The sequence below is a fragment of the Polaromonas sp. AET17H-212 genome (genome assembly GCF_002379085.1).
In the GTDB taxonomy this organism is placed as follows: domain Bacteria; phylum Pseudomonadota; class Gammaproteobacteria; order Burkholderiales; family Burkholderiaceae_C; genus Polaromonas.
Map to the genome: position 1 here is coordinate 56766 of NZ_NBZW01000006.1, position 20823 is coordinate 77588.

The 20823-nt window shown below is 63.8% G+C and carries 19 protein-coding genes; 8 read left to right on the top strand and 11 right to left on the bottom strand.

The annotated features are described in order from the left end of the window. The first annotated feature begins 41 nt into the window (after positions 1-41). Together B7G53_RS07230 and B7G53_RS07235 are read left to right on the top strand one after the other, a co-directional pair. The gene (locus B7G53_RS07230) at positions 42-494 is read left to right on the top strand and encodes an RbsD/FucU family protein (RefSeq protein ID WP_096665757.1); all 453 of its coding nucleotides are present in this window, start codon (positions 42-44) and stop codon (positions 492-494) included. After that, positions 491-1738 (top strand): ROK family transcriptional regulator, encoded by a 1248-nt coding sequence (locus B7G53_RS07235; protein ID WP_096665760.1) that lies wholly within the window; start codon positions 491-493, stop codon positions 1736-1738. Before B7G53_RS07230 ends, B7G53_RS07235 begins: the two co-directional genes overlap by 4 nt. Here B7G53_RS07235 and B7G53_RS07240 read toward each other — a convergent pair. From B7G53_RS07240 to B7G53_RS07285, 10 genes are all read right to left on the bottom strand, one after another. Then, positions 1722-3572 (bottom strand): AMP-dependent synthetase/ligase, encoded by a 1851-nt coding sequence (locus tag B7G53_RS07240; protein WP_096665762.1) that lies wholly within the window; start codon positions 3570-3572, stop codon positions 1722-1724. The two genes, B7G53_RS07235 and B7G53_RS07240, sit on opposite strands and share 17 nt — an antisense overlap. Before the next feature lie 97 nt (positions 3573-3669). Further along, entirely contained in the window at positions 3670-4323 is a 654-nt protein-coding gene (locus B7G53_RS07245; protein WP_096665765.1) for a DedA family protein, read from the bottom strand. 45 nt (positions 4324-4368) lie between these two features. Continuing rightward, positions 4369-5073 (bottom strand): ABC transporter ATP-binding protein, encoded by a 705-nt coding sequence (locus B7G53_RS07250; RefSeq protein WP_096665767.1) that lies wholly within the window; start codon positions 5071-5073, stop codon positions 4369-4371. A gap of 9 nt (positions 5074-5082) precedes the next feature. After that, the gene (locus tag B7G53_RS07255) at positions 5083-5829 is read right to left on the bottom strand and encodes an ABC transporter ATP-binding protein (protein ID WP_096665770.1); all 747 of its coding nucleotides are present in this window, start codon (positions 5827-5829) and stop codon (positions 5083-5085) included. Further along, positions 5826-6809: a branched-chain amino acid ABC transporter permease gene (locus B7G53_RS07260; protein ID WP_096665773.1), complete on the bottom strand. Its 984-nt coding sequence runs from the start codon at positions 6807-6809 to the stop codon at positions 5826-5828. The genes B7G53_RS07255 and B7G53_RS07260 overlap by 4 nt, the downstream gene beginning before the upstream one ends. 21 nt (positions 6810-6830) lie before the next feature. Next, positions 6831-7715 (bottom strand): branched-chain amino acid ABC transporter permease, encoded by an 885-nt coding sequence (locus B7G53_RS07265; RefSeq protein ID WP_096665776.1) that lies wholly within the window; start codon positions 7713-7715, stop codon positions 6831-6833. A gap of 76 nt (positions 7716-7791) precedes the next feature. Next, on the bottom strand, positions 7792-9039 hold the full coding sequence (locus tag B7G53_RS07270; protein ID WP_096665779.1) for an ABC transporter substrate-binding protein: 1248 nt from the start codon (positions 9037-9039) through the stop codon (positions 7792-7794). Between the two features lie 45 nt (positions 9040-9084). Further along, positions 9085-10326, bottom strand: coding sequence for an FAD binding domain-containing protein (locus B7G53_RS07275; RefSeq protein WP_096665781.1), 1242 nt, complete (start codon positions 10324-10326; stop codon positions 9085-9087). Beyond that, complete coding sequence (locus tag B7G53_RS07280) at positions 10326-10793, bottom strand: VOC family protein (protein ID WP_096665784.1); 468 nt, start codon at positions 10791-10793, stop codon at positions 10326-10328. The genes B7G53_RS07275 and B7G53_RS07280 overlap by 1 nt, the downstream gene beginning before the upstream one ends. Beyond that, a complete protein-coding gene (locus tag B7G53_RS07285; RefSeq protein WP_096665787.1) occupies positions 10790-11593 on the bottom strand; it encodes a TetR/AcrR family transcriptional regulator in 804 nt (267 codons plus the stop codon). Before B7G53_RS07285 ends, B7G53_RS07280 begins: the two co-directional genes overlap by 4 nt. A 103-nt stretch (positions 11594-11696) precedes the next feature. Here B7G53_RS07285 and B7G53_RS07290 point away from each other — a divergent pair, with 103 nt between their 5' ends. The 5 genes from B7G53_RS07290 (at position 11697) to mutL (ending at position 18558) form a co-directional block, all read left to right on the top strand. Then, a complete protein-coding gene (locus tag B7G53_RS07290; RefSeq protein ID WP_096665790.1) occupies positions 11697-12359 on the top strand; it encodes a CoxG family protein in 663 nt (220 codons plus the stop codon). Positions 12360-12398: 39 nt separating this feature from the next. Further along, the gene (locus B7G53_RS07295; protein ID WP_096665793.1) at positions 12399-13286 is read left to right on the top strand and encodes an FAD binding domain-containing protein; all 888 of its coding nucleotides are present in this window, start codon (positions 12399-12401) and stop codon (positions 13284-13286) included. 23 nt (positions 13287-13309) lie between these two features. Further along, a complete protein-coding gene (locus tag B7G53_RS07300; RefSeq protein WP_096665796.1) occupies positions 13310-13843 on the top strand; it encodes a (2Fe-2S)-binding protein in 534 nt (177 codons plus the stop codon). Next, positions 13840-16305, top strand: a complete 2466-nt coding sequence (locus B7G53_RS07305; RefSeq protein WP_096665798.1) for a xanthine dehydrogenase family protein molybdopterin-binding subunit — start codon at positions 13840-13842, stop codon at positions 16303-16305. The genes B7G53_RS07300 and B7G53_RS07305 overlap by 4 nt, the downstream gene beginning before the upstream one ends. Before the next feature lie 342 nt (positions 16306-16647). After that, a complete protein-coding gene (gene mutL, locus B7G53_RS07310) occupies positions 16648-18558 on the top strand; it encodes a DNA mismatch repair endonuclease MutL (RefSeq protein WP_096665801.1) in 1911 nt (636 codons plus the stop codon). 3 nt (positions 18559-18561) lie between these two features. Here the strand turns inward: mutL and B7G53_RS07315 are convergent, their stop codons facing one another. Continuing rightward, the gene (locus B7G53_RS07315; protein ID WP_096665804.1) at positions 18562-19740 is read right to left on the bottom strand and encodes a glycerophosphodiester phosphodiesterase; all 1179 of its coding nucleotides are present in this window, start codon (positions 19738-19740) and stop codon (positions 18562-18564) included. Positions 19741-19939: 199 nt separating this feature from the next. On the opposite strand from B7G53_RS07315, the gene B7G53_RS07320 reads away from it, so the two are divergent. Further along, on the top strand, positions 19940-20785 hold the full coding sequence (locus tag B7G53_RS07320; protein ID WP_096665807.1) for an alpha/beta hydrolase: 846 nt from the start codon (positions 19940-19942) through the stop codon (positions 20783-20785). The last annotated feature ends 38 nt before the right edge of the window (positions 20786-20823 follow it).

Genomic DNA, 20823 nt, shown 5'->3' on the forward strand with positions numbered 1-20823 from the left:
AACCCCCACGCTTGTCACTGCGGAACGCACGAGACCCACCCATGCTTAAAGGCATTGACCCCCTGCTCACGCCCGACCTGCTCAAACTGCTGGCCGAGATGGGCCATGACGACGCGCTGCTGCTGGCCGACGCCAACTTCACAGCCATGAGTGTGGGTGCGGGCAAACCCGTGCTGCGCCTGCCTGGCCACGGCATGGCGCGGACAGCGCGGGCTGTGGCTTCGCTGCTGCCCCTGGCCGAAGACGTGGATCATCCGGTGGCCTACATGCAGGTCAGTGGTACCGAGGCACCCTACCGTTCGGATCTGCAGCGCGAGGTACTGGCACTGCTGGCCCCGGGCTGGCTGCCGCACCAGCAGGCCGAGGCTGTTGAGCGCCATGCGTTTTATGAACGGGTACGCCAGGCCTATGCCATTGTGGTGACAGGTGAATTGCAGCCTTTTGGCAACTTCATCCTGCGCAAAGGGGTCATCGGCGAAAATCTGCGTCCATGACCGAGTCCCCTGCCACCGCCGCCACTCCCGCCGAATCCGAAACAGCCACTCCCGTGTGGCTGCGCCAGCGCGGCTCCAACCACGTGGGCATGCGCCAGTTCAATGAACGCGTGGTGCTGCAAGCGATCCGCCTGCACGGCAGCGTGCCCAAGGCCGAACTGGCCCGCCTGACCGGTCTGACCGCACAGACGATCGGGCTGATCACTACCCGGCTTGAAGAAGACGGCCTGTTGATCCGGCACGACCGCGTGCGCGGGCGCATTGGCCAGCCCTCGGTGCCGCTGGCGCTGAACCCCGACGGTGCTTTTTCCGTGGGTATCAAGATTGGCCGGCGCAGCACCGACTGGCTGCTGGTCGACTTCACCGGGCAGGTCCGCCAGCGCCTGTCGCTGGCCTATGCCTTCCCCGATGCCGACACGCTGCTCCCCGTGATCGGCCAGAATCTGCTCACCCTGCGTGAGCAACTCGGTGCACTGGCTCCGCGACTGGTAGGCGTGGGGGTGGCCGCGCCCTTCCAGCTCGGTGGCTGGCACCGGATGCTGGGGCTGTCGGCGCAGCAGTCGGACCGGTGGAACCGCATCGACCTCAGCGCGGAGGTGCAGGCCATGACCGACCTGCCCGTGAGTTTTGCCAAAGACACCTCGGCGGCCTGCGTGGCCGAACTGGTGTCAGGCCGCGGGCGCGACCTCAAGAGCTTTCTCTACCTGTTTGTCGACACCTTTGTTGGCGGCGGCCTGGTCATCAATTCACAACTCCACGCCGGCATCCACAACAACGCCGGCGCCGTGGCATCGCTGCCATTGCAGGTGGCCCAGGCGCCCGACGCGCCGCCCCAGCTGATCAGCCAGGCCTCTCTCTGGGAACTGGAGCAGTGTTTCAAGGCGCGCGGGCTTGACCCGGCTGCAGCCTACGACGAACGCGCCATGCAGCCGCCGTTCGAGTCCGACACCCAGGCCTGGGTGGCCAGCGCCGCCAATGCACTGGCCCACAGCGTGGTCAGCGCAACGGCTCTGCTGGATTTCGACGCCGTGGTGATGGATGGGTCCTTTTGCCGCCCCCTGCTGCAGCGCCTGATTGAAGCCACGGGCGCAGCACTGGGCCGCTACAACTGGGAGGGCCTCTGGCCCGCCCAGGTGATGGCCGGCAGCATTGGCTCCGATGCTCGCGCACTGGGCGGTGCCATGCTGCCTCTGCATGCCAACTTTGCCCCCGACCGCGACCTGTTTCTCAAGGGTGGTCGCTGATCCGCGCTTCGGGGCGGTACATGGCCTCGATCTCCTGCGCAAAACGCTTCATCAGGTTGTTGCGTTTGAGCTTGAGCGTCGGGGTCATCAGCGCGTTTTCGACCGTCCACGGCTCGCTGGTCAGCAGCACGGCGCGCGGCATGGCATAACGCGCGAAATTCGCGGTCTGGGCCGCCATGCGCTTGAGCGCGGCCCGGCGCACCGCTGGCAGGTTCAGGCTGGCCGCGTCATCCGGGTCGACCCCGAGCGCCTCGGCCAGTCGGCGCCATTCCGCCGGGTTCACCACCGCCACGCAGGCGATGAAAGGCTGGTTCTCACCGACCACAAACACCTGTGCGAACAGGGGATCGACCGCGATGGCCAGTTCCAGGTCGCCCGGCGGCACTTTTTCGCCGGTCGAGGTGACGATGATTTCCTTGATGCGGCCCATGATGCGGATGCGCCCGTCCGTGATGTCCGCCTGGTCGCCGGTGGCCAGCCAGCCGTCGGGCGTCAGCACCCGCGCCGTGTCTTCGGGCCGTTTCCAGTAGCCCCGCATCACTGACGGGCCACGCACCTGCAGCTCGCGGTTCTCGCCCAGGCGCACCTCCACCCCCGGCAAGGCCCGGCCCACGGTGGCCGGGTCGTTGTCTTCCACGCCGTTGGCCGCCACCACCGGCGAGGTTTCCGTCATGCCGTAACCCTGCAGCAGGGGCAGTCCCAGCCCCAGAAAGCAGCGGGCCACCGCGTGCGACAGCGGCGCACCGCCGCTGACGGCCACCCGCACACGCCCGCCAAACTGCGCACGCAGGGTGCGCGCCACCAGGCGATCCAGCAAGGGCCACACCAGCGGGTCCAGCCAGGCCCAGCTACTCCCCTCGCCCGGGGCGAGCGGCAGGCCCTGCGACCGGCAAAAACGCCGCCAGCCCACGGCTTGGGTGGCTTCGAACAGGCGGGTCTTCAATGGTGAGGTGGCCAGTGTTTCCTGCAGTTTGGCAAACACCCGCTCGTAGATACGGGGTACCGAGATCAGCACCGTGGGGCGCACGGTTTTCAGGTCCTCGGCCAGCAAGGGCACCGAACGCGCATAAACCACGCAGCTTCCGGATGCCATCGGCAGGTAGTAGCCCGCGGTGCGTTCGAAGGTGTGGGACAACGGCAAAAACGAGAGGAACACATCGTCCGGCGTGGGCACCACGCGCGCCAGGATGGCCTGCACATTGGCCACCACGTTGCGGTGCGTGAGCATCACCCCCTTGGGTTTGCCGGTGGTGCCCGAGGTATAGACGATGGCGGCCAGGTCGTCGCCGGACGGCGGCACCACAGCGCCATCCGTGCCCTGCCCGGCCGTCAGCCAGTCGGCCAGCGAACACACGGGCACGGCCGCGCCAGAAGGAATCGGCGCCACGGTCTCGCCGGTGACCACCACGCGCCTGAGTGCCGGCATGGCCACACCGAGCCCCTCGATGCTGCGCCACTGGGCGAGAGTCGAGACCATGAGCAGCGCCGCCTCGCAGTCCGCCAAGATGTAGGCAATGCTGCCCGGGTTGTCCAGCGCATGCAGCGGCACGGGCACATGGCCCAGCGCCAGGGCCGCCTGGTCGAGGCTGACGGCATCCAGCCCGTTGGGAAGCAGGATGGCAATGCTGGCGTGTTTCGGCAAGTCCATGGCCGCCAGCGCCTGGCGCCATTGGGCAAACCGTTCACTGGCCTGCGCCCAGCTGGTCGCGACCCAGCGGCCGGCGCCGGCATCAAATTCGCGGTAGGCCTCGGCCTGCGAGCTGCGGGCCACCCGAAAAGCCAGCAGCTCGGGGAGGGTGCGGACGGTGGAAAAATCGATCGCGGTGACAGTCATGGGCAGCTTGTTGGAAACGGGGGAGTTCCCCGGGGCAGTGTGCACCGCGCAGACGCGCCCGCCCTGCCCTGGGTCAATACAGCGGGTAAAAAACCCGTCAGTGCGCCGGTTGCCGGGCGGACCGGCTGGCTTTCCAGGCGCCGTACAACACAAACAGCCCGGGAATCAGGATCATGGCCCAGATGATCTTGCTCAGGTTGGCCTGCACCCAGGGCAGGTTGCCGAAGAAATAACCGGCCGAGCACAGGCCCACCACCCAGATCAGCGCGCCCACCACGTTGTAGGCGGTGAATTTGCTGCGGCTCATCTCGGCCACGCCCGCCACAAAAGGCGCAAACGTGCGAATGAAAGGCATGAAGCGCGCAATGATGATGGTGATGCCGCCATAACGCTCGTAAAACTCGTGCGCCTGGTTGAACGCGCGTTTGTTGAAAAACCGCGACTGCTCCCACTGAAACACCTTGGGCCCGAAGTGCCGGCCTATCGAATAGTTGCACTGGTCGCCCAGGATAGCTGCCACCAGCATCACGGCGATGGCCACCGGCAGGCTGAGCAGACCGACCCCGCAAAGGGCGCCCACCACGAACAACAGGGAATCGCCGGGCAGGAAAGGCATGACCACCACGCCGGTTTCCACAAAAATGATCACGAACAACAGGGCATAAACCCAGGTGCCGTAGCTTTGTGTAAAGGCCTCCAGGTGTTTGTCCACATGCAGGATGAAGTCCATCAGAAAAGCGAGAAGTTCCATGGGGGTGATTATCACTGCCCTGAAAGCACCCTTCGCGCCACAGGTTCATACGGCGCAGTACTTCTCCTGAATTTCTGCGTTGGCCAGCAATTCAGCGGCATCACCCTGATGCACGATCTGCCCCTGGTCGAGGATGTAGGCGCGGTCTGAAATGGAGAGGGCCCTCTCCACGTTCTGCTCCACCAGCAAGATAGTGGTGCCCTGCTGCTTCATGCGGGAAAACAGCTGAAACATTTCATGCACCAGCAAGGGCATGATGCCCTCCGAGGGCTCGTCCAGCAGAATCATGCGGGGCCGAGCCATCATGGCGCGCGCGATAGCCAGCATCTGCTGTTCGCCGCCCGACAGCGAGGTGCCGTCCTGATGCAACCGTTCCTTGAGGCGGGGAAAGGTTTGCGCAATTTCATCAATCATGGCATCCATTTCGCCACGCCGGGAACTGGCCAGCAGACCGAGCTGCAGGTTCTCCAGCACCGTCAGGCCGGGGACGATGCGGCGCTCCTCCGGCACATACGCCAAGCCGTGGTGAAAGCGTTCATGGGGTGGCAAACCCAAAAGACTTACGCCATCAAACGTCACCGCGCCACTGCATTTGTCCAGCAGGCCCATGATGGTACGCAGGGTGCTGGTCTTGCCAGCGCCGTTGCGTCCCATCAGAGTGACAATCTCTCCGCGTTTGACTTCAAAACTCAGGCCCTGGATCACGTGGCTGTGGTCGTACCAGGCATTGAGTTGTTCAACTTTCAGCATGATGGCCCTTCAGTTCTGACCCAGATAGACACGTTTGACTTCCGCGTTGGTGCGAATTTCCTCAGGGCTGCCATCCGCCAGCAGCTCCCCGTGGTGCAGAACGATGAGCCGCTTGCACAGCCCCATCACCATCTTCATCTTGTGCTCCACCAGAATCACCGTGCGCTCCGCCGACAGTTGGAGAATCAAATCCATCATGACCGTCGTTTCCTGCGGCGACATGCCTGCAGTGGGCTCATCCATCAGCAGCAGCCTGGGGTCGCACGCCAGCGCCATGGCCACTTCCAGCGAACGCTGCTGGCCATGCGCCAGATCGCCGGCCAGCTTGTTGCGACTGTCCGTCAGGCCCACTCTCTCCAGCAGCGCATCGGCTTGTTCTATCAATGTCACATAATCCTCGCGCGGTCTCAGGATCTGGAAACGCGTGGTACGCATCTGTAGCGCCACGCGCACATTCTCGTGACCGCTGAGCTGCTTGAAGACATTGGTAATCTGGAAACTCTTGGCAATGCCGAGGCGGGCAAAGTCATGGGGAGCCAGCCCGGTGATGTCGCGGCCCTCAAACAGCACCTGGCCCGCGCTGGACGGGATGCCCCCGCTGATCACATTGAAGAAGGTGCTTTTGCCAGCCCCGTTCGGGCCGATGATGGCGGTCAGCTCGCCGGGACGAAATGCCACGCTGATATTGTTGAGTGCCTGAAACTTGCCAAAGTAACGCGACACTGCTTTCGCTTCGAGAATGGGTGCGCCGGTCATACAGATCCACCCTGGCGACGTTGCCATCGCTCAATTTGATGCAGCAGCGTGCCCCATATGCCCTTGGGGAAAAACAGCACGAACACCATAAATATCGCACCAACCACGCCCATCCAGTAACGCGTCAGGTTGGTCACCACGTCCTCCAGATAAAGAAAGACAGCGGCACCAACGAAGGGACCAAAAAACGTGCCCATGCCCCCCAACAACGCCATCATGACCGCCTGACCCGATTGCAGGTAATGCAGCGAATCAATCGGAACAATCGACAGATGCAGTGCCCGCAATGCACCCGCCAGGCCACAGATGCCCGCCGACAGCACAAACACCAGCAACTTTGCGCGCGCCACGTCATAGCCACACGCGGCTGCGCGCTTTTCATTTTCGCGAATCGCTTCAATTACGGCGCCAAACGGCGAATTGAGCAGGCGCGACACGAACCACAGGGCCAGCGCCACAAACACCAGGATCACGTAGTACTTGTTGAGCGGGTTCAGAAAGTCAATGCTGATGCCCGGCAGGTTGATAGCTTCCACCTTGACACCACGCAGCCCATTTTCTCCGCCGGTCCACCTCTCGGCCTTGTAGAAAACGTAGTAAACAATTTGAGCCAGCGCCAGCGTCACCATCGAGAAATAGATGCCCCGCGTCCGGATGGCCAGGAAGCCGATGACCAGCCCGGCCAGGCATGATGCGGCAACCCCCACCACAATGGCAGCCCACCAAGGCCACCCCGCATGCACCACCGAAATGCCCGCCAGGTAGGACCCGACGCCCAAAAACGCGGCATGTCCAAACGACAGCATGCCGGTATAGCCAAACAGCAAATTGAAGCCCACGGCATACAGGCCGAAGATCAGGATATTGACGGACAGGGCGTCGTAGGGCATCAGAAACGGAAAAACCAGCAAAAAGGCAAGTGCCGTGGCAACACGATGTTGCCGCGCAAAGACAATGGAAGCAATGACAGTATTTTTCATGGCGTTTGTTATGACGTTCCGTCAGCTCATCAATCCGGCCTTGCCGAAAAACCCTTGCGGGCGGATCAGAAGCACCAAGGCCATCAGGACGAAAATCGACAGCTCGGCGTATTCGGGGGCCACCAGCGAGGTCATGGCAAACACCACCCCCACCAGCAGGCCCGCCACCACGGCACCAGGCAATGAGCCCATGCCGCCCACCACCGTCACGACAAACGATTCCGCCAGAATAGGTATCCCCATTTCCGGGTTGACTGCTCGCGTCGGGGCGGCCAGCAGGCCCGACAGGCCCGCGATCGCGGTGCCGATGCCAAACACCAGCCACCAGACCTTCGCAATATCGATGCCCAGCACCTTCACGATCTCAGCGTCCCGCGAACCCGCGCGGATGATCAGGCCGTAGCGCGTCTTCTCGATGAACAACCACAAGCCCAGCACGATCACGGCGGTCGCGGCAATAAGGAACAGGCGGTAGAGCGGGAAGTGCCCAAAACCCAGAAACACCGACCCCCGGAGCTCGGCCGGCGTCGACGTGGGCAAGCCTTCAATGCCAAAAGTAAAGCGCATCAGATCAATCAGCACATAGGACAGACCGAAGGTCAGCAACAAGGGGTAGTCGATGCCCCGGCCATACAGAGGCCGCACCAGAAACCGTTCGCACACCAGCCCGATGGCCCCGGTCGCCAGCGGCACCAGCAACAGGCTAAACCAGAAATTTCCGGTCAAACCAAGGCTGTAAACCCCGAGAAACGCCCCGACCATGAAGAAGGCACCATGGGCGAAATTCACCACAGTCAGCATGCCAAAAATCAGCGACAGGCCGATCGCCAGCAATGCATAAACAGCGCCCAGGGCAATGCCGGTCATCAACTGAAGCGCAAACAGTTGCGGTGTGATATCAAACATGCGGACTCTTCAGGGTTGGTCAAAGACACTCATGGCGCGCGCTGCGCGCCATGAGTCACGGACTTGCGAGGATCGTTCAGGTGGTGACCTTGTGGCCCAGCTCATCACACGAGCGCAGGTTTTTCTCGTCTGCTGCCTCGATGGCCAGCACATTGAAGACGTCGTATTTGTCTTTCATGTTTTTGGACTTGGACTCCACAATCACCACCGACTGCACCGACTGGTGATCACACTTGCGGTAGAACTGCTCGCCCTTGTACCAGTTGTAGCGCAGCTGGCGCAGCGCGATGCTGACCTTGACCGACTCGGTGGACTTGGCCTCACGCACCGCTTGCAGCACGCTGCGCACACCGGCATAACCCAGTGCACCGTAGTCGGACGGCACTGAGCCACCGTAGGCTTTGCGGAACTTGTCGTTGAACGCCTTGGCCGCCGGGATCTTGTCTTCCATGCCCCAGTAGTAGGACGTGCCGCCGAGGATGCCTTCGAAGGCTTCAGCGCCGCCGGCCTGACGGGAGGTGTAGAGCAGGACAGGCGCGATGATTTTGGTATTTGCCTTGATACCGAAATCGGTGGCCTGCTTGGCCGAGTTCACCAGGTCGCGACCGAAATTGCAGAGCACCAGAATGTCCGGCTTGAGCGACTGGATACGCGGCAGGAAGGCCGAGTAGTCAGCCGCACCTATTGGATGGCGGATATCAGCCAGCGTTTGTGCGCCCATCGCCTGGCCGGCACGCTGGAAGCCGCGCACCATTTCGTGGCCGTAGGCATAGTCGGCCGTCAGGTAAACCACCTTCTTGCCGAACTTCGGGAAGGCGTAACGGGCCACTGCACCGGCGGTCAGATGGGGGTTGAGCGCCTCATGGAAGGTGTACATGCTCCAGTCCTTCGCCTCATTGATGGCATCGGACTGGCTGATGGAGTTGAAGATGATCTTGCGGTCACGGCAAACCGCGTTGATCGACAACTGGGTTGCTGCCGACAACGAACCAACGACAAAATCCACCTTGTCTTTCTCGATCAGTTCGAGCGTACGGGTCGCCGCCTCGCCCGGATTGAGCTTGTCGTCACGCACCAGCAATTCGGCCTTGCGTCCGTTGAAGCCGCCACTCTCGTTGAACTCCTTGACGGCGATTTCCGCCGCACGCACCTGATCCTGCGCCTCGGCCGAAAAGGCACCTGTCAGCGGCACGGGAAAACCTATCTTGATAGGGGTGGTCTGCGCGCGGGCCATGCCGAGCCAAGCCGGGGCTACAGCTACAGCGGCGCCTCCGACGATGAGCGAACGGCGACCTGGGTTGAGGGGAGTTCTATTCAATGTCATGGTTGTCTCCGGTAGTTTTTTAGGGGCGAGGGGAAATTATTGGGGCTAGGCGTGCACTGCATCAGAGGCCCGGGCTGGGGCCTCAGGCGTGACTGACAAGTCAATCGCTGTCTCCATCATCACGTCATGGGCGTCGCGGACCAGCTGGTTCTCGCCCGTTCCTGAACTGGCGTGGGCCTGCATGTAAGCCCCCAGCCGGCGGGCGCGTCCCACGGCCTCTTGTCCGGGCTGCAAGCGGAGCTGCTCGAAAGCCAGCAAGGCGCGGGCCGTGGCACCGTGGGCCGTGATGCAGTCCGTCAGCGCCATCGCATCCTGCGCCGCCTTGGTCACGCCCATGCCTACATGAGGACGCGCGACAAAGGCCGCATCTCCCATCAGGGCAACGCGATCAAACGCAATGCGCTGACTGCTGCAGTCGTAAATCGGCTGCAAAAAGGGTTGGGCCGTTTTTTCCAGCATCTCTGCGAATTGAGGGGCCAGCTGCTCACGCGCGGCCTGCCTGGCAGCCGCCACATGCCGCCATGACACCTTGTTGGGCGGGAGACCCAGCGGATGATGATGCCCGTCGGCATCCGTCATGAGGGATTGCAGGGTGCCATCGTCCGGGGCGGGACGGTACCAGACAAAGTTGTAGCGGCGTTGCCCACGCTGCACCGAATTGCCGGCACCAGCGACCGGGTAGCCAATCAATTGCTCGCCAGGCGGCAAGCCAAAACCAAAGGTCTCGAACACGCTATCCAGCGTCAGTTGCGACAGCACCGATTCATCGCAAACGCCACGCCAGGCCACGTAACCCGCGTACTTCACCTCCACGTCAGGCGCCAGCTCGTTGCGCACCGCAGAACGAATACCGTCTGACGCTACGACCACATCGGCATCAAAGCTGCGACCATCGTCGCAAAGCGCCGTCACACCCTGCAAGTTTTGGCGAACCTGCCTGACGGATGCGCCCTGCATATAACAATCCGAAGGAAATGCCGCCAGCAACAAGGCGTAGAGACGACTCCAGGAGGTCAGGACCTGCGGCACGGTGCCCCGGGTGACGATACGGCCCTCGCGGTCCAGCACCACGCGTTGATCAATCGCAACCCCCAGTGGGGCATCAGGCGGTATGCCACAGCGCGTCAGTGCCGCCACCAAGGGGCGGTGCGTAACAATACCCGCACCGCGACCGTCCAGCGAATTCGCCGCCTTTTCAAGCACACGGACCTCATGACCGGCGCGACACAGCATGTTGGCGGCCATCAAGCCACCCAGTGATCCGCCGATGATGAGGATGCGGGCCATCAGTCCTTTGCCCCGGCGACCCTGGCATCCAGACGGGTCTTCTCGTCGGCCGGGTAGTTGAGCTCAACCACGAGTCCACAGGGATCGTCCAGAAACAGCTGGTGCAACCCAATGGCAGGAACCGTACGCTCACGACAGGCCACCCCCAAACGCTTCAGATGTGCCAGCATCGCCTCCAGCCCCGTTGTCATGAGCGCAATGTGATCCACGGCACCCGTGCCGTGCAGCGAGGAAACATCCCGGTCACCCAGGTAACGCTTCAATCCTTCGGGATCGTTTTTGTCAATGCCAATGACATGCACCATTGCATTGGCCACATTGGCGTGATCGCCGTTGTAGAGCCACAGGCCAGGGAACGGAAACGGCGGGCGCGGCCCCACCGTCAACCCCAGAACGGACTCATAGAACACACGCGTCGCATCAAGGTCAGTCGTACGGATCGAGAAATGATTCAGTGAATAGGTCATGACAGAATTTCCTTGGCTAATTCAGATGGGGAACCGGCGCGGCTGCTGGAACCTGCCAGCGGTTTTTTCCTGGAGACTGGCACATCGGCGTTCGACACAGGCGCCTTGACTACCGTACGGGTGGTCCCCATCACCTCATCGAGCGACAGCAAATAACCCCGCACACGATCGTGAATGAAGCTCTCATCAAAGGCCGCGGTGTCGCCGCCTTCAGCAGCATGGCCATAGACCCAGCGACGCATGCCCATGTAAAAAATGCCGCCATGCAACCCCATCAGCAATTCAAGCTCTCGCGCGGTCGGCTTGCCGCGATGGTTCAACCCCCGGTACCGGCGACTCTCGCGCACCAGTCGGGGGAACAGTTTCTCCCCCAGCATCGAGAAATAACGCTCGGTGATGTATCGGTCACTCAAGCCCGAAAAAATGAACACACGAACCCAGTCACGCTCCAGGATCACCCTGGCATATTCCACATAGAAGCGGGTGAACTTGGTCTCGACATCCAGGGATTTGTCGTCCAGCATGGTTTCCCATTCGGTGCGCCAGCGGCCTTCGAACAAATCGGAATAAACACGCTCGATCAGGGCCTGCTTCGTCGGGAAATAGTGGTACAGCAAGGTATGCGTGATCCCCAGCCCGCGGGCCAGATCTCGTAGCTGGCCATCGAGCCCGTGCTCCGAAAAAAACCGGACCGAACCATCCACGATCATGCGTTCGCGTTCGGACGGCAAAAGCCGTCGCCGCGGCGCACTGGTGCGGCCCGTTGCGGGACCTGCAGGGTTTTTCCGGATGGTTGACATCGAACGGCTGGTTGATAGTTGACCCTAATTTAACGGTTGGTCAATAAGCGTCAAATTGGGACAAACCCCAAGCCGCACCAAACAGATTCATCAAGGTACCGACATGGAACTCCAAGGCAGCGTGACCATTCCCGCAGCACCCCAGCAGGTCTGGCAAGCGCTCAACGATCCGGAAATCCTGAGACTGTGTATTCCCGGCTGCGAGGAGGTTCGCCAGATTTCCCCCCAGGAAATGCATGCCCGGGTTTTACTGAAGCTCGGTCCGGTCCGCGCCAACTTCGTCGGCAAGGTGTTATTGACCGATGTACGCCCTCTGCTCGGCTGCACCCTGAACTTCGAAGGATCGGGCGGCAGCGCGGGTTTTGCCCGCGGCAGTTCAGTCATCACCTTGAATGCCATCGCTGAGGACACGCGCCTGGACTACACGGCGCAGGCTTCGGTGGCGGGCAAACTCGGCCAGATTGGCGGACGGCTGATGGACGCCTCGGCCCGGCAGATGGCGGACCGGTTTTTCGCGGCCTTCAAGGCGCAAATCGCAGGCGTGGCAACCGGAGAACGTCCGATTGCCGTAGCAGAGTCCGCGGGGGCGGAGGCAACGACGGCTGCCCCGACTCATTTTCCTGTTGTGGCGCGGGCCGCAAGCGCCGCACAGAGCTCCCAGGGCGAGAGCTGGCTCGACAAGGAGAAGCCGCGGCTCCTGTGGTTTGTAGCGGGCGTGGCTGCCACCACCATCGGTGTGTGGATGGGTGCGCACTGGCTGCGTTGAAAACATTCCGGGAAGATCAACCGTCAAAGGTACCTCGACATGAAAGCTCCCCCGTTTTCCTACGCCCGGCCCAGACGACTGGCCGACGTGCTCTCCCTGCTTGAAAAGCACGGCGACGAAGCCCGCCTGCTGGCCGGCGGCCAGACCCTGCTGGCCACATTGAACATGCGCCTGTCCGAGCCATCCCTGTTGATCGACATGCAGTCGGTCCAGGAACTCAAGGGACTCAGCGTGACCGGCAACGGGTTGCGCATTGGTGCGATGGTGACCCACAGCGAAATCGAGTCCTCCGTACTGGTGGCGCAGCATGCGCCACTGCTGAGCCTGGCCGCCCCCCATATAGCGCACCGTGCCATTCGGAATCTGGGCACCTTTGGCGGCTCCATTGCCTACGGCGACCCGGCCGCCGAATGGCCAGCCTGCCTGTTGGCACTCGATGGCATGGTGATCGCCCGCAGTCTGCAGGGCGAACGGCGCATTGCCGCGCGCGATTTTTTCACCGGCCTGTACACCACCGAGCTGGCCGCCAACGAACTCATCGTAGCCTGCGAAATCCCTGTGGCGACACCCTCCCAGCGTTTCGCCTTTCACGAGTTGGCCCGCCGCCATGGCGACTATGCCGTTGTGGGCCTGGCCGCTTCAGCCCAATGGAACGACGGTGAGCTTGACCAGGTTCGCCTCGCCTGGATAGGCGTTGGCAACATGCCCCTGCGCTCCAGCGCCACGGAACAGATCCTGCAGGGGCAGTGCCTGTCGGATGCCCTGCTCGCCCAGGCGCTGCAAACCCTGCGCTCCGAGCTGCATGCCGAAGCCGATCTGACGCACAGCGCTGCGGCCAAGCAGCATCTGGCCGGCGTCATGCTCAAGCGTGCACTGAACACGCTGGGCAGGCCGCGCCAGCTTGCAGAAAATTCGAACATCGTCTGACAGACCACCCCACAAGGAAGACCATGACTGACCAGGAACAAGCCCCGGATGATCTGGCGACCGACGCCCGCGCCGTCAGCATCACGATCAACGGCACGTGCAGCCAGCACCATGTGCAGCCCCGAACCCACCTGGTCGATTTCCTGCGCGAGGGTCTCGGACTCAAAGGCTCGCATCTGGGCTGTGAACATGGCGTCTGCGGCGCCTGCACCGTGCAGCTCGATGGCCAGGTCGTTCGCGGCTGTCTGGTGCTGGCCGTGCAGGCCGACGGCCGGTCTGTCAACACCATCGAGGGCTTGAGTGACAGCGGTGCCATCCGTGAACTGCAGCAGGCCTTTGTACGGCACAACGCGCTGCAATGCGGCTTTTGCACCTCGGGCATGCTGATGGCCGCCCACGAACTGCTTGAAAAGAATCCCGATGCCAACCGCGAACAGGTGCGGGAATGGATCTCGGGCAACTACTGCCGCTGCACCGGCTACCAGGCCATTGTCGATGCGATTTGCGATGTGCTGGCCAGTCGCAAGACGGCGCAGCGTGAAGGAGCAGCAGCATGAACGCACCCGAAAGCCGCGAGCTGCGGCTGGCGCTGGCCGTTGCGGCCGCCAGAGCCGAGGCGCCGCACAGCCCGCCGGCAGACCCTGTCGCAGCGCCCCTCGCAGCGCCACTGCAGGATGCACGCCACATCGGCCAGGCCATCCCGCGCCCCAACATCGAACGCCTGACCCAAGGGCGCGGCCAGTATGTGGACGACATCGAACTGCCGCGCATGGCGCATGTGGTGTTCTGGCGCTCGCCGGTGGCGCATGCCCGCATCCGGCACATCGAGCGCGACTTTGCCCGCATGATGCCGGGCGTGCTGGCTGTCTACGACGGCAAAGACCTGGCCACCATCTGCAAGCCGTGGGTCGCCACCCTCACCCACCTGGCCGGCATCAAGTCGGCGCCGCAATACCCGATGGCGATTGACCGTGCCTGCTGGCAGGGCGAGCCCGTCGTGGCGGTCGTGGCCAAGACCCGCGCCGAGGCCGAGGACGCCCTGCAGTATGTGCAGGTCGAGTGGGAAGCCTTGCCGGCGGCGCTTGACATGAACACGGCCCTGGACCCCGACACGCCGGTGATCCACCCAGAACTCGGCGACAACCTGTGCTTCAGTCGCAGCCTGGACACCGGCGGCGTGGATGAAGCCTTTGCCCGCGCCGACGTGGTGGCCGAGGCCACCTTCGACTTTGGTCGCCACACCGGCGTGACACTGGAGCCGCGCTGCCAGATTGCCGACTACAACCCGGCCTCGGGCCAGCTCACGGTCTACCATTCGCAGCAGGCGCCGCACATGATGCAGGACCTGTACGCGCGCCAGTTCGATCTGCCCGAATCATCGGTGCGCGTGATTTGCAAGGACGTGGGCGGCTCGTTTGGCATCAAGGTGCACGCCTACCCCGACGACTTTGCGACGGTGGCCATGTCCATCCTGCTCAAGCGTCCGGTCAAGTTCGTGGCCGACCGGCTCGAATCCTTCGTGAGCGACATCCACGCGCGCGAGCACCGCATCAAGGGGCGCATTGCCGTCAGCAAGGACGGTGAGATTCTGGCCTTCGAGATCGACGACGTCACCGGCATTGGCCCGTTTTCGATGTTCCCGCGCACCAGCGGCATCGAGGGCAACCAGGTCGTCAACCTGACCGGCGGCCCCTACAAACACAAGGCCTACCGCGCCACGCTCAAGGTGGTTTTTCTCAACAAGACCCCGACCTGCCAGTACCGCGGCGTCGGCCACCCGATTGCCTGCGCCGTAACTGAAGGGCTGGTCGATCTGGCCGCTGCCAAACTCGGCATGGACCCGCTGGAGCTGCGAAAGCGCAACGTCATCCCTGACGACGCCTACCCCGCCACCGGGGCGTCGGGCATCAAGCTCGAAGTGCTGTCGCACCAGGCCTGCCTGCGCAAGATGGAGGCCCTGATGGACTACCCCGCTCTGCTGGCGGAACAGCAGGCCCTGCGCGCCAAGGGCATTTACCGCGGTATCGGTTTTGCCACCCTGATCGAGCTCACCAACCCCGGCGCGGCTTTTTACGGCGTGGGCGGGGCCCGCATCTCGGCGCAGGACGGCGCCACGGCGCGGCTCGAGCCCGGCGGCGGCGTGGCCGTGATGGTCAGCGTGGGCGAACAGGGCCAGGGCAGCGAGGCCATCTTCGCCCAGATTGCGGCCGACGCCGTGGGCGTGCCCATGAGCCAGGTGCGGCTGGTCACCGGCGACACTGAAACCGTGCCCTATGGCGGCGGCACCTGGGCCTCACGCGGCGCGGGCATCGGCGGCGAGGCCGTGCTGCAGGCCGGGCTGGCCCTGCGCGCCAACATCCTCAAAGTGGCCGAGGCCATCCTGAAGCGCGAGGTGCAAAGCCTCGCGTTGCTCGACGGCGTGGTCATCGATGTGGCCACCGGCGAAGCCTTGCTGCCCCTGCACGAGCTGGGCCGGGTGGCCTACTACCGGCCCGACACCCTGCCGGCCGGCTTCACGCCTGAGCTGATGGTGACGCGTCACTACGCGCAGCGCGACTACCCCTTCATCTTCACCAACGGTGTGCAGGCCTCGTACGTCGAGGTCGATACCGAGACCGGTTTTGTCAAGCTGCTCAAACACTGGGCGGTGGAGGACTGTGGCCGCGTGATCAACCCGATGCTGGTGGACGAGCAGATTCGCGGTGCCATCGTGCAGGGCATTGGCGGCGCGCTGTTCGAAGAGTGCCTGTACGACGATGCGGGCCTGATGAAAAACGGCAGCATGGCCGACTACCTGGTGCCCATGGCCGCAGAAATGCCAGACATCGTTGTGGCCCACATCGAGACGCCCACACGCAGTTCCATGCTGGGCGCCAAAGGCGCCGGCGAGGCCGGCACCGCCGGTGCGCCCGGGGCCGTGGTCAACGCCATCAATGACGCGCTGCGGCCTTTGAGAGCCGAAGTCTGGTCACAACCGGTCACGCCCGAAAAAATCCTGCGAGCGCTGGGGCATATCTGAACAACAGCCATGAACACCACGTTGGAAAGACTTGTCTGGTGATCGAAAACAACGGGTGGTGCTGCCAGCGGGCAATTAGGTGCAGGCGTATTTGGATGTAAGCCACCGCGACGCCGTCAGCAACTTGAAGATCGAGCGCCCCGAGCCCGATCTTTGTTGCGGGTGCGTCATCGCCCATGCGGGCGGGTAGCTTAAGAATCGATCGTTCCCCACCCCTGGAGCCCGCCGCGTTGAAGCGAGGCTCTTTTCAAAAGCATCGTTGACCGATTGCTTCAGAGGGAAGCCGGCTATGGCTGGTCTTGGCCAATTCCGAAAGATCGCTGCGCGCCCTAAAATGGCTGCGTGAACGCCATCCCGACCCCCTCCCCCCGCCGCCCCATCCGCGAACTGCCCGACGAGTTGATCAGCCAGATCGCGGCCGGCGAGGTGGTGGAACGTCCGGCGTCGGTGGTGCGGGAACTGGTCGACAACGCGCTGGACGCCGGCGCGCGGCAGGTCACGGTGCGGCTGCTGGCCGGCGGCGTGCGGCTGATTTCGGTCGAGGACGACGGCCTGGGCATCCCGCGCGAGGAACTGGCGATTGCGCTGCGCCGCCACGCCACCAGCAAGATCGCCTCACTGCAGGACCTCGAATCCGTGGGCACCATGGGTTTTCGCGGCGAGGCGCTGGCCGCCATCAACTCGATCGCCGACATGAGCCTGCTGTCGCGCAGTGCCGAGGCCTCGGCCAGCGGCGACGCGGGGCACGCCTGGCAGCTCGATGGCCGCTCCGGCGAACTGACACCGGCCGCGCGCGCGCGCGGCACCACGGTGGAGGTGCGCGAGCTGTTTTATGCCACGCCGGCACGCCGCAAGTTCCTGAAAACCGACGCCACCGAGCTGGCGCACTGCATTGAAGCCGTGCGCCGCCACGCGCTGGTTCGGCCCGATGTGGGTTTTGCGATCTGGCACGAAGGCAAACTCGTCGAACAGTGGCGCGCCTGCAGCGGCGAGAGCGCCCACGACCAGCGCCTGGCCGATGTGCTGGGCAGCGAACTGCTGGAGCAGAGCGTGGCGGTCGACTACAGCGCCGGCGCCCTGCGCGTGACCGGCCGCGCCGGCATTCCGGACGCGGCACGGTCGCGTGCCGACCAGCAGTTTGCCTACGTCAACGGCCGTTATGTGCGCGACAAGGTGATGACCCATGCCGCACGCAGCGCCTACGAGGACGTGTTGCACGGCCACCGCCAGCCGGTCTACGCGCTCTACGTCACCATGGACCCGACGCGGGTGGACGTCAATGTGCACCCGACCAAGATCGAGGTGCGTTTTCGTGACAGCCGCGAAGTGCACCAGGCGGTGCGGCACGCGGTCGAAAACGCCCTGGCAGCGCCGCGGGCGGCTGCGGCGGCGTTGGCCGCGGCCAGCGGCACGCCTGCACCAAACTTTGAATCAAATCAACCTACAGCCCTTTCCCCCTGGGCGCAACCAGCTATCAATTTCGGAGCAAACCCGCCTTACCGGCAGAACCCGCATGTCTCCGACTTTGAGGCGATGTGGCCCGTCAGGCCGCACGACACGCAGGGTGGAATGGCCACTGAGACGCGGCCTGCCTCGCCGGACAGCCCTTCGACGGGCTCAGCACGAACAGAAAATGCGGGCACGGAAAACACCGACCTGCCGCCCGGCGACTGGCCGCTGGGCCGCGCCGTCGCCCAGCTGCAGGGGATTTACATCCTGGCCGAAAACATCCAGGGCTTGGTGATTGTGGACATGCATGCGGCCCACGAACGCATCGTCTACGAGCGGCTGAAAAGCCAGCTGGACAGCGCCAGCATTGCCAGCCAGCCCTTGCTGATTCCGGCCACTTTTGCCGCCACGCCGCAGGAAGTCGCCGCCGCCGAGGCGCATACCGACACCCTGAAAGCGCTGGGCCTGGAAATCACGCCTTTTTCGCCACGTACCCTGGCGGTGCGCGCCGTGCCGACCAGCCTGGCCCAGGGCGATGCGGTGGAACTGGCCCGCAGCGTGCTGGCCGAGCTGGCGCAGCACGACGCCAGCACGGTGATCCAGCGCGCACAAAACGAATTGCTCTCGACCATGGCCTGCCACGGGGCGGTGCGCGCCAACCGCAAACTCACCATCGATGAAATGAACGGCCTGCTGCGCCAGATGGAAGCCACCGAACGCTCCGACCAGTGCAACCACGGCCGCCCGACCTGGCGGCAGATCACGGTCCGGGAACTGGACAACCTGTTCCTGCGCGGGCGCTGAGCCTCAGCGCGCCCGCGCCTTCACGGCCGTGTCCGGGAAGTCGCTGAACACGCCGTCCACGCCCATCTCGAAAAACTTTTTGTACTCCGCGGAAGCATCACCGCGGTAGTCGGACACCAGGCGTTTGGCCTCGCTGCGGAAGGTGAACGGGTGCACGAACAGGCCGGCGGCATGTGCGTCCCGGACCACCGGCGTGGGCGGCAGCAGCACGCGATCGCGCTCGTCGATCACGCCGTCGCCGTTGAGGTCGTCGGGCTTGCCGTCGCCATTGGCGTCCACCTGCCGCGCCGGCAGCAGGTAAGCCTTCCAGGGGCCGATGCCGTCGGCGTAGGTTTTGATCTCCTTCAGGCCAACGGGCGTCAGCAGGTCGGCAAAGGTGCGGCTGTCCCTGGCAAGGGCAAAGTCGTAAGGCTTGTCGAACGGCGGCTTGAGCGTGACCTGGCCCTGGGCATCCACACCATCGCCATCGATCAGCTGCACCAGGCGCAGCGCGGTCTTGCTGCGCAGGTACTTGAGGTTGGCCACTTCAAACGACTGCACGATGACCGGCGAGTCCTTGGCCGTGTAGCCGTACTCGGCCAGCAGCGCGAGCAAGCGGTCTTCCAGCGCCAGCCCGGCGTTCACGTGGTAAGTCGGGTGTTTGGTCTCGGGGTAGACACCGACCGTGCGGCCGGCGCGTGCGCCGTCGCTACGCGCCAGCGCCAGCACCTCGCGCAGGGTCGGAATGGTGTACTTCCCGTTGTGCGATTGGTCACGCTCCGCCATGGGCTGCCGGGTACGCAGGGTCTTGAGCTCGGCCAGCGTCAGGTCGGTGGTGAACCAGCCGGTTTCCGCCACCCCATCGACCTGCCGGGTGGTCTTGCGGCCGGCAAACTCCGGCCGCATCGACACGTCGGTGGTGGCCGTGATGTTGGGCTCGTGCCGCACCACGAGTTCACCGTCCTTGGTGGCCACCACATCGGGCTCGATGAAGTCGGCGCCCAGCTCGATGGCGCGCTTGTACGATTCCAGCGTGTGTTCCGGCAGATAGCCGCTGGCGCCGCGGTGCCCGATGACCAGCGGCGCCTGGCCGTCCAGGGTGGGATAACGGCCCGGTGCAGCGCTCGTACCGCCGGCACAGGCTGCCAGGCCCAAGAGGCCGGCAACGGCCAGACCGGCCGCCAGGATGCGCAATGAATACATGGGGGTCTCCGTGAATAAAGGTCCCACTATGGTGCATGCAAGTGACGGTTTGATGAATGAAGCGCTGTTGCAGGGGCTTAGCCCGCAGGCTGGCGGCTTTGCCGGAGCTTCACACCCCAGACATGGCGGGAAACCTGCATGCCGGGGAAAATTCCTGACAACGCGAACTTTTTGCCTCTCTGGCCACTCAGTCATGCTTATGAAACGCTGGACCCTGCTCGCCGCCACCGCCCTGTCCCTTGGCATTGCCGTTCTCGCCGGCTGCAGCACGCTCGATGAGCGGCAGCGCGCCTGGATCTTCCAGCCCAGCGACCGCAGCTGGAGCGGCGGCCTCGCCGCGGCCGAAGGCATGGACGACGTCTGGATCGGTTTCAAGGCCAAAGCCACCGGTGACGAACAGGCCACCCTGCACGGGCTGTGGCTGCCTGCCGAGCAGTCCGGCGGCCCCATTCTTCTGTACCTGCACGGCGCGCGTTACAACGTGACCGGCTCGGCCCCGCGCATGCGCCGCATGCAGGAGCTGGGCTTTTCGGTGCTGGGCGTGGACTACCGCGGCTTCGGCAAAAGCACCCAGGCCCTGCCCTCGGAAGCGTCCGCCTATGAAGATGCCCGCGCCGCCTGGGACTGGCTCGCCAGAAAATACCCGGACCGGCCCCGTTATGTCTTTGGCCACTCGCTGGGCGGCCCGATTGCCATCCACCTCGCCACCGAGGTCAACGACGAAAGCGGCACGATTGTCGAAGGCACCTTCAGCTCGATGGCCGACGTGGTCAGCACCTCCAAATGGGGCTGGATGCCGGTGTCGCTGCTGATCACCCAGCGCTTTGAGGCCGCGCGCAAGGTCGGCAAGATCGGCTCGCCGCTGCTGGTGGTGCACGGCGGCGAGGACCGGCTGATCCTGCCCGACCTCGGGCGCAAGCTGTTCGAGGCCGCCGCGCAGCCCAAGCTGTTCATGCTGGTCGAGGGCGGCTCGCACCACAACACCAACTCCGTCGGCCAGGCGCAGTACCGCCAGGCGCTGGCGCAGCTGTTCAGCCTGAAATAGGCCGGCGCCAGCACACACACTCCGAACCCCGCGCCGCC

Excerpts from the sequence above, each read along its gene's own strand:
- B7G53_RS07305 (WP_096665798.1), top strand. The coding sequence starts at position 13,840 with ATGAACGCACCCGAAAGCCGCGAGCTGCGGCTGGCGCTGGCCGTTGCG.
- B7G53_RS07285 (WP_096665787.1), bottom strand. The coding sequence starts at position 11,593 with ATGTCAACCATCCGGAAAAACCCTGCAGGTCCCGCAACGGGCCGCACC.
- B7G53_RS07300 (WP_096665796.1), top strand. The coding sequence starts at position 13,310 with ATGACTGACCAGGAACAAGCCCCGGATGATCTGGCGACCGACGCCCGC.
- B7G53_RS07245 (WP_096665765.1), bottom strand. The coding sequence starts at position 4,323 with ATGGAACTTCTCGCTTTTCTGATGGACTTCATCCTGCATGTGGACAAA.
- B7G53_RS07230 (WP_096665757.1), top strand. The coding sequence starts at position 42 with ATGCTTAAAGGCATTGACCCCCTGCTCACGCCCGACCTGCTCAAACTG.
- B7G53_RS07295 (WP_096665793.1), top strand. The coding sequence starts at position 12,399 with ATGAAAGCTCCCCCGTTTTCCTACGCCCGGCCCAGACGACTGGCCGAC.
- B7G53_RS07265 (WP_096665776.1), bottom strand. The coding sequence starts at position 7,715 with ATGTTTGATATCACACCGCAACTGTTTGCGCTTCAGTTGATGACCGGC.
- B7G53_RS07255 (WP_096665770.1), bottom strand. The coding sequence starts at position 5,829 with ATGACCGGCGCACCCATTCTCGAAGCGAAAGCAGTGTCGCGTTACTTT.
- B7G53_RS07320 (WP_096665807.1), top strand. The coding sequence starts at position 19,940 with ATGAAACGCTGGACCCTGCTCGCCGCCACCGCCCTGTCCCTTGGCATT.
- B7G53_RS07290 (WP_096665790.1), top strand. The coding sequence starts at position 11,697 with ATGGAACTCCAAGGCAGCGTGACCATTCCCGCAGCACCCCAGCAGGTC.
- B7G53_RS07240 (WP_096665762.1), bottom strand. The coding sequence starts at position 3,572 with ATGACTGTCACCGCGATCGATTTTTCCACCGTCCGCACCCTCCCCGAG.
- B7G53_RS07275 (WP_096665781.1), bottom strand. The coding sequence starts at position 10,326 with ATGGCCCGCATCCTCATCATCGGCGGATCACTGGGTGGCTTGATGGCC.
- B7G53_RS07315 (WP_096665804.1), bottom strand. The coding sequence starts at position 19,740 with ATGTATTCATTGCGCATCCTGGCGGCCGGTCTGGCCGTTGCCGGCCTC.
- B7G53_RS07250 (WP_096665767.1), bottom strand. The coding sequence starts at position 5,073 with ATGCTGAAAGTTGAACAACTCAATGCCTGGTACGACCACAGCCACGTG.
- B7G53_RS07235 (WP_096665760.1), top strand. The coding sequence starts at position 491 with ATGACCGAGTCCCCTGCCACCGCCGCCACTCCCGCCGAATCCGAAACA.
- B7G53_RS07280 (WP_096665784.1), bottom strand. The coding sequence starts at position 10,793 with ATGACCTATTCACTGAATCATTTCTCGATCCGTACGACTGACCTTGAT.
- B7G53_RS07260 (WP_096665773.1), bottom strand. The coding sequence starts at position 6,809 with ATGAAAAATACTGTCATTGCTTCCATTGTCTTTGCGCGGCAACATCGT.
- B7G53_RS07270 (WP_096665779.1), bottom strand. The coding sequence starts at position 9,039 with ATGACATTGAATAGAACTCCCCTCAACCCAGGTCGCCGTTCGCTCATC.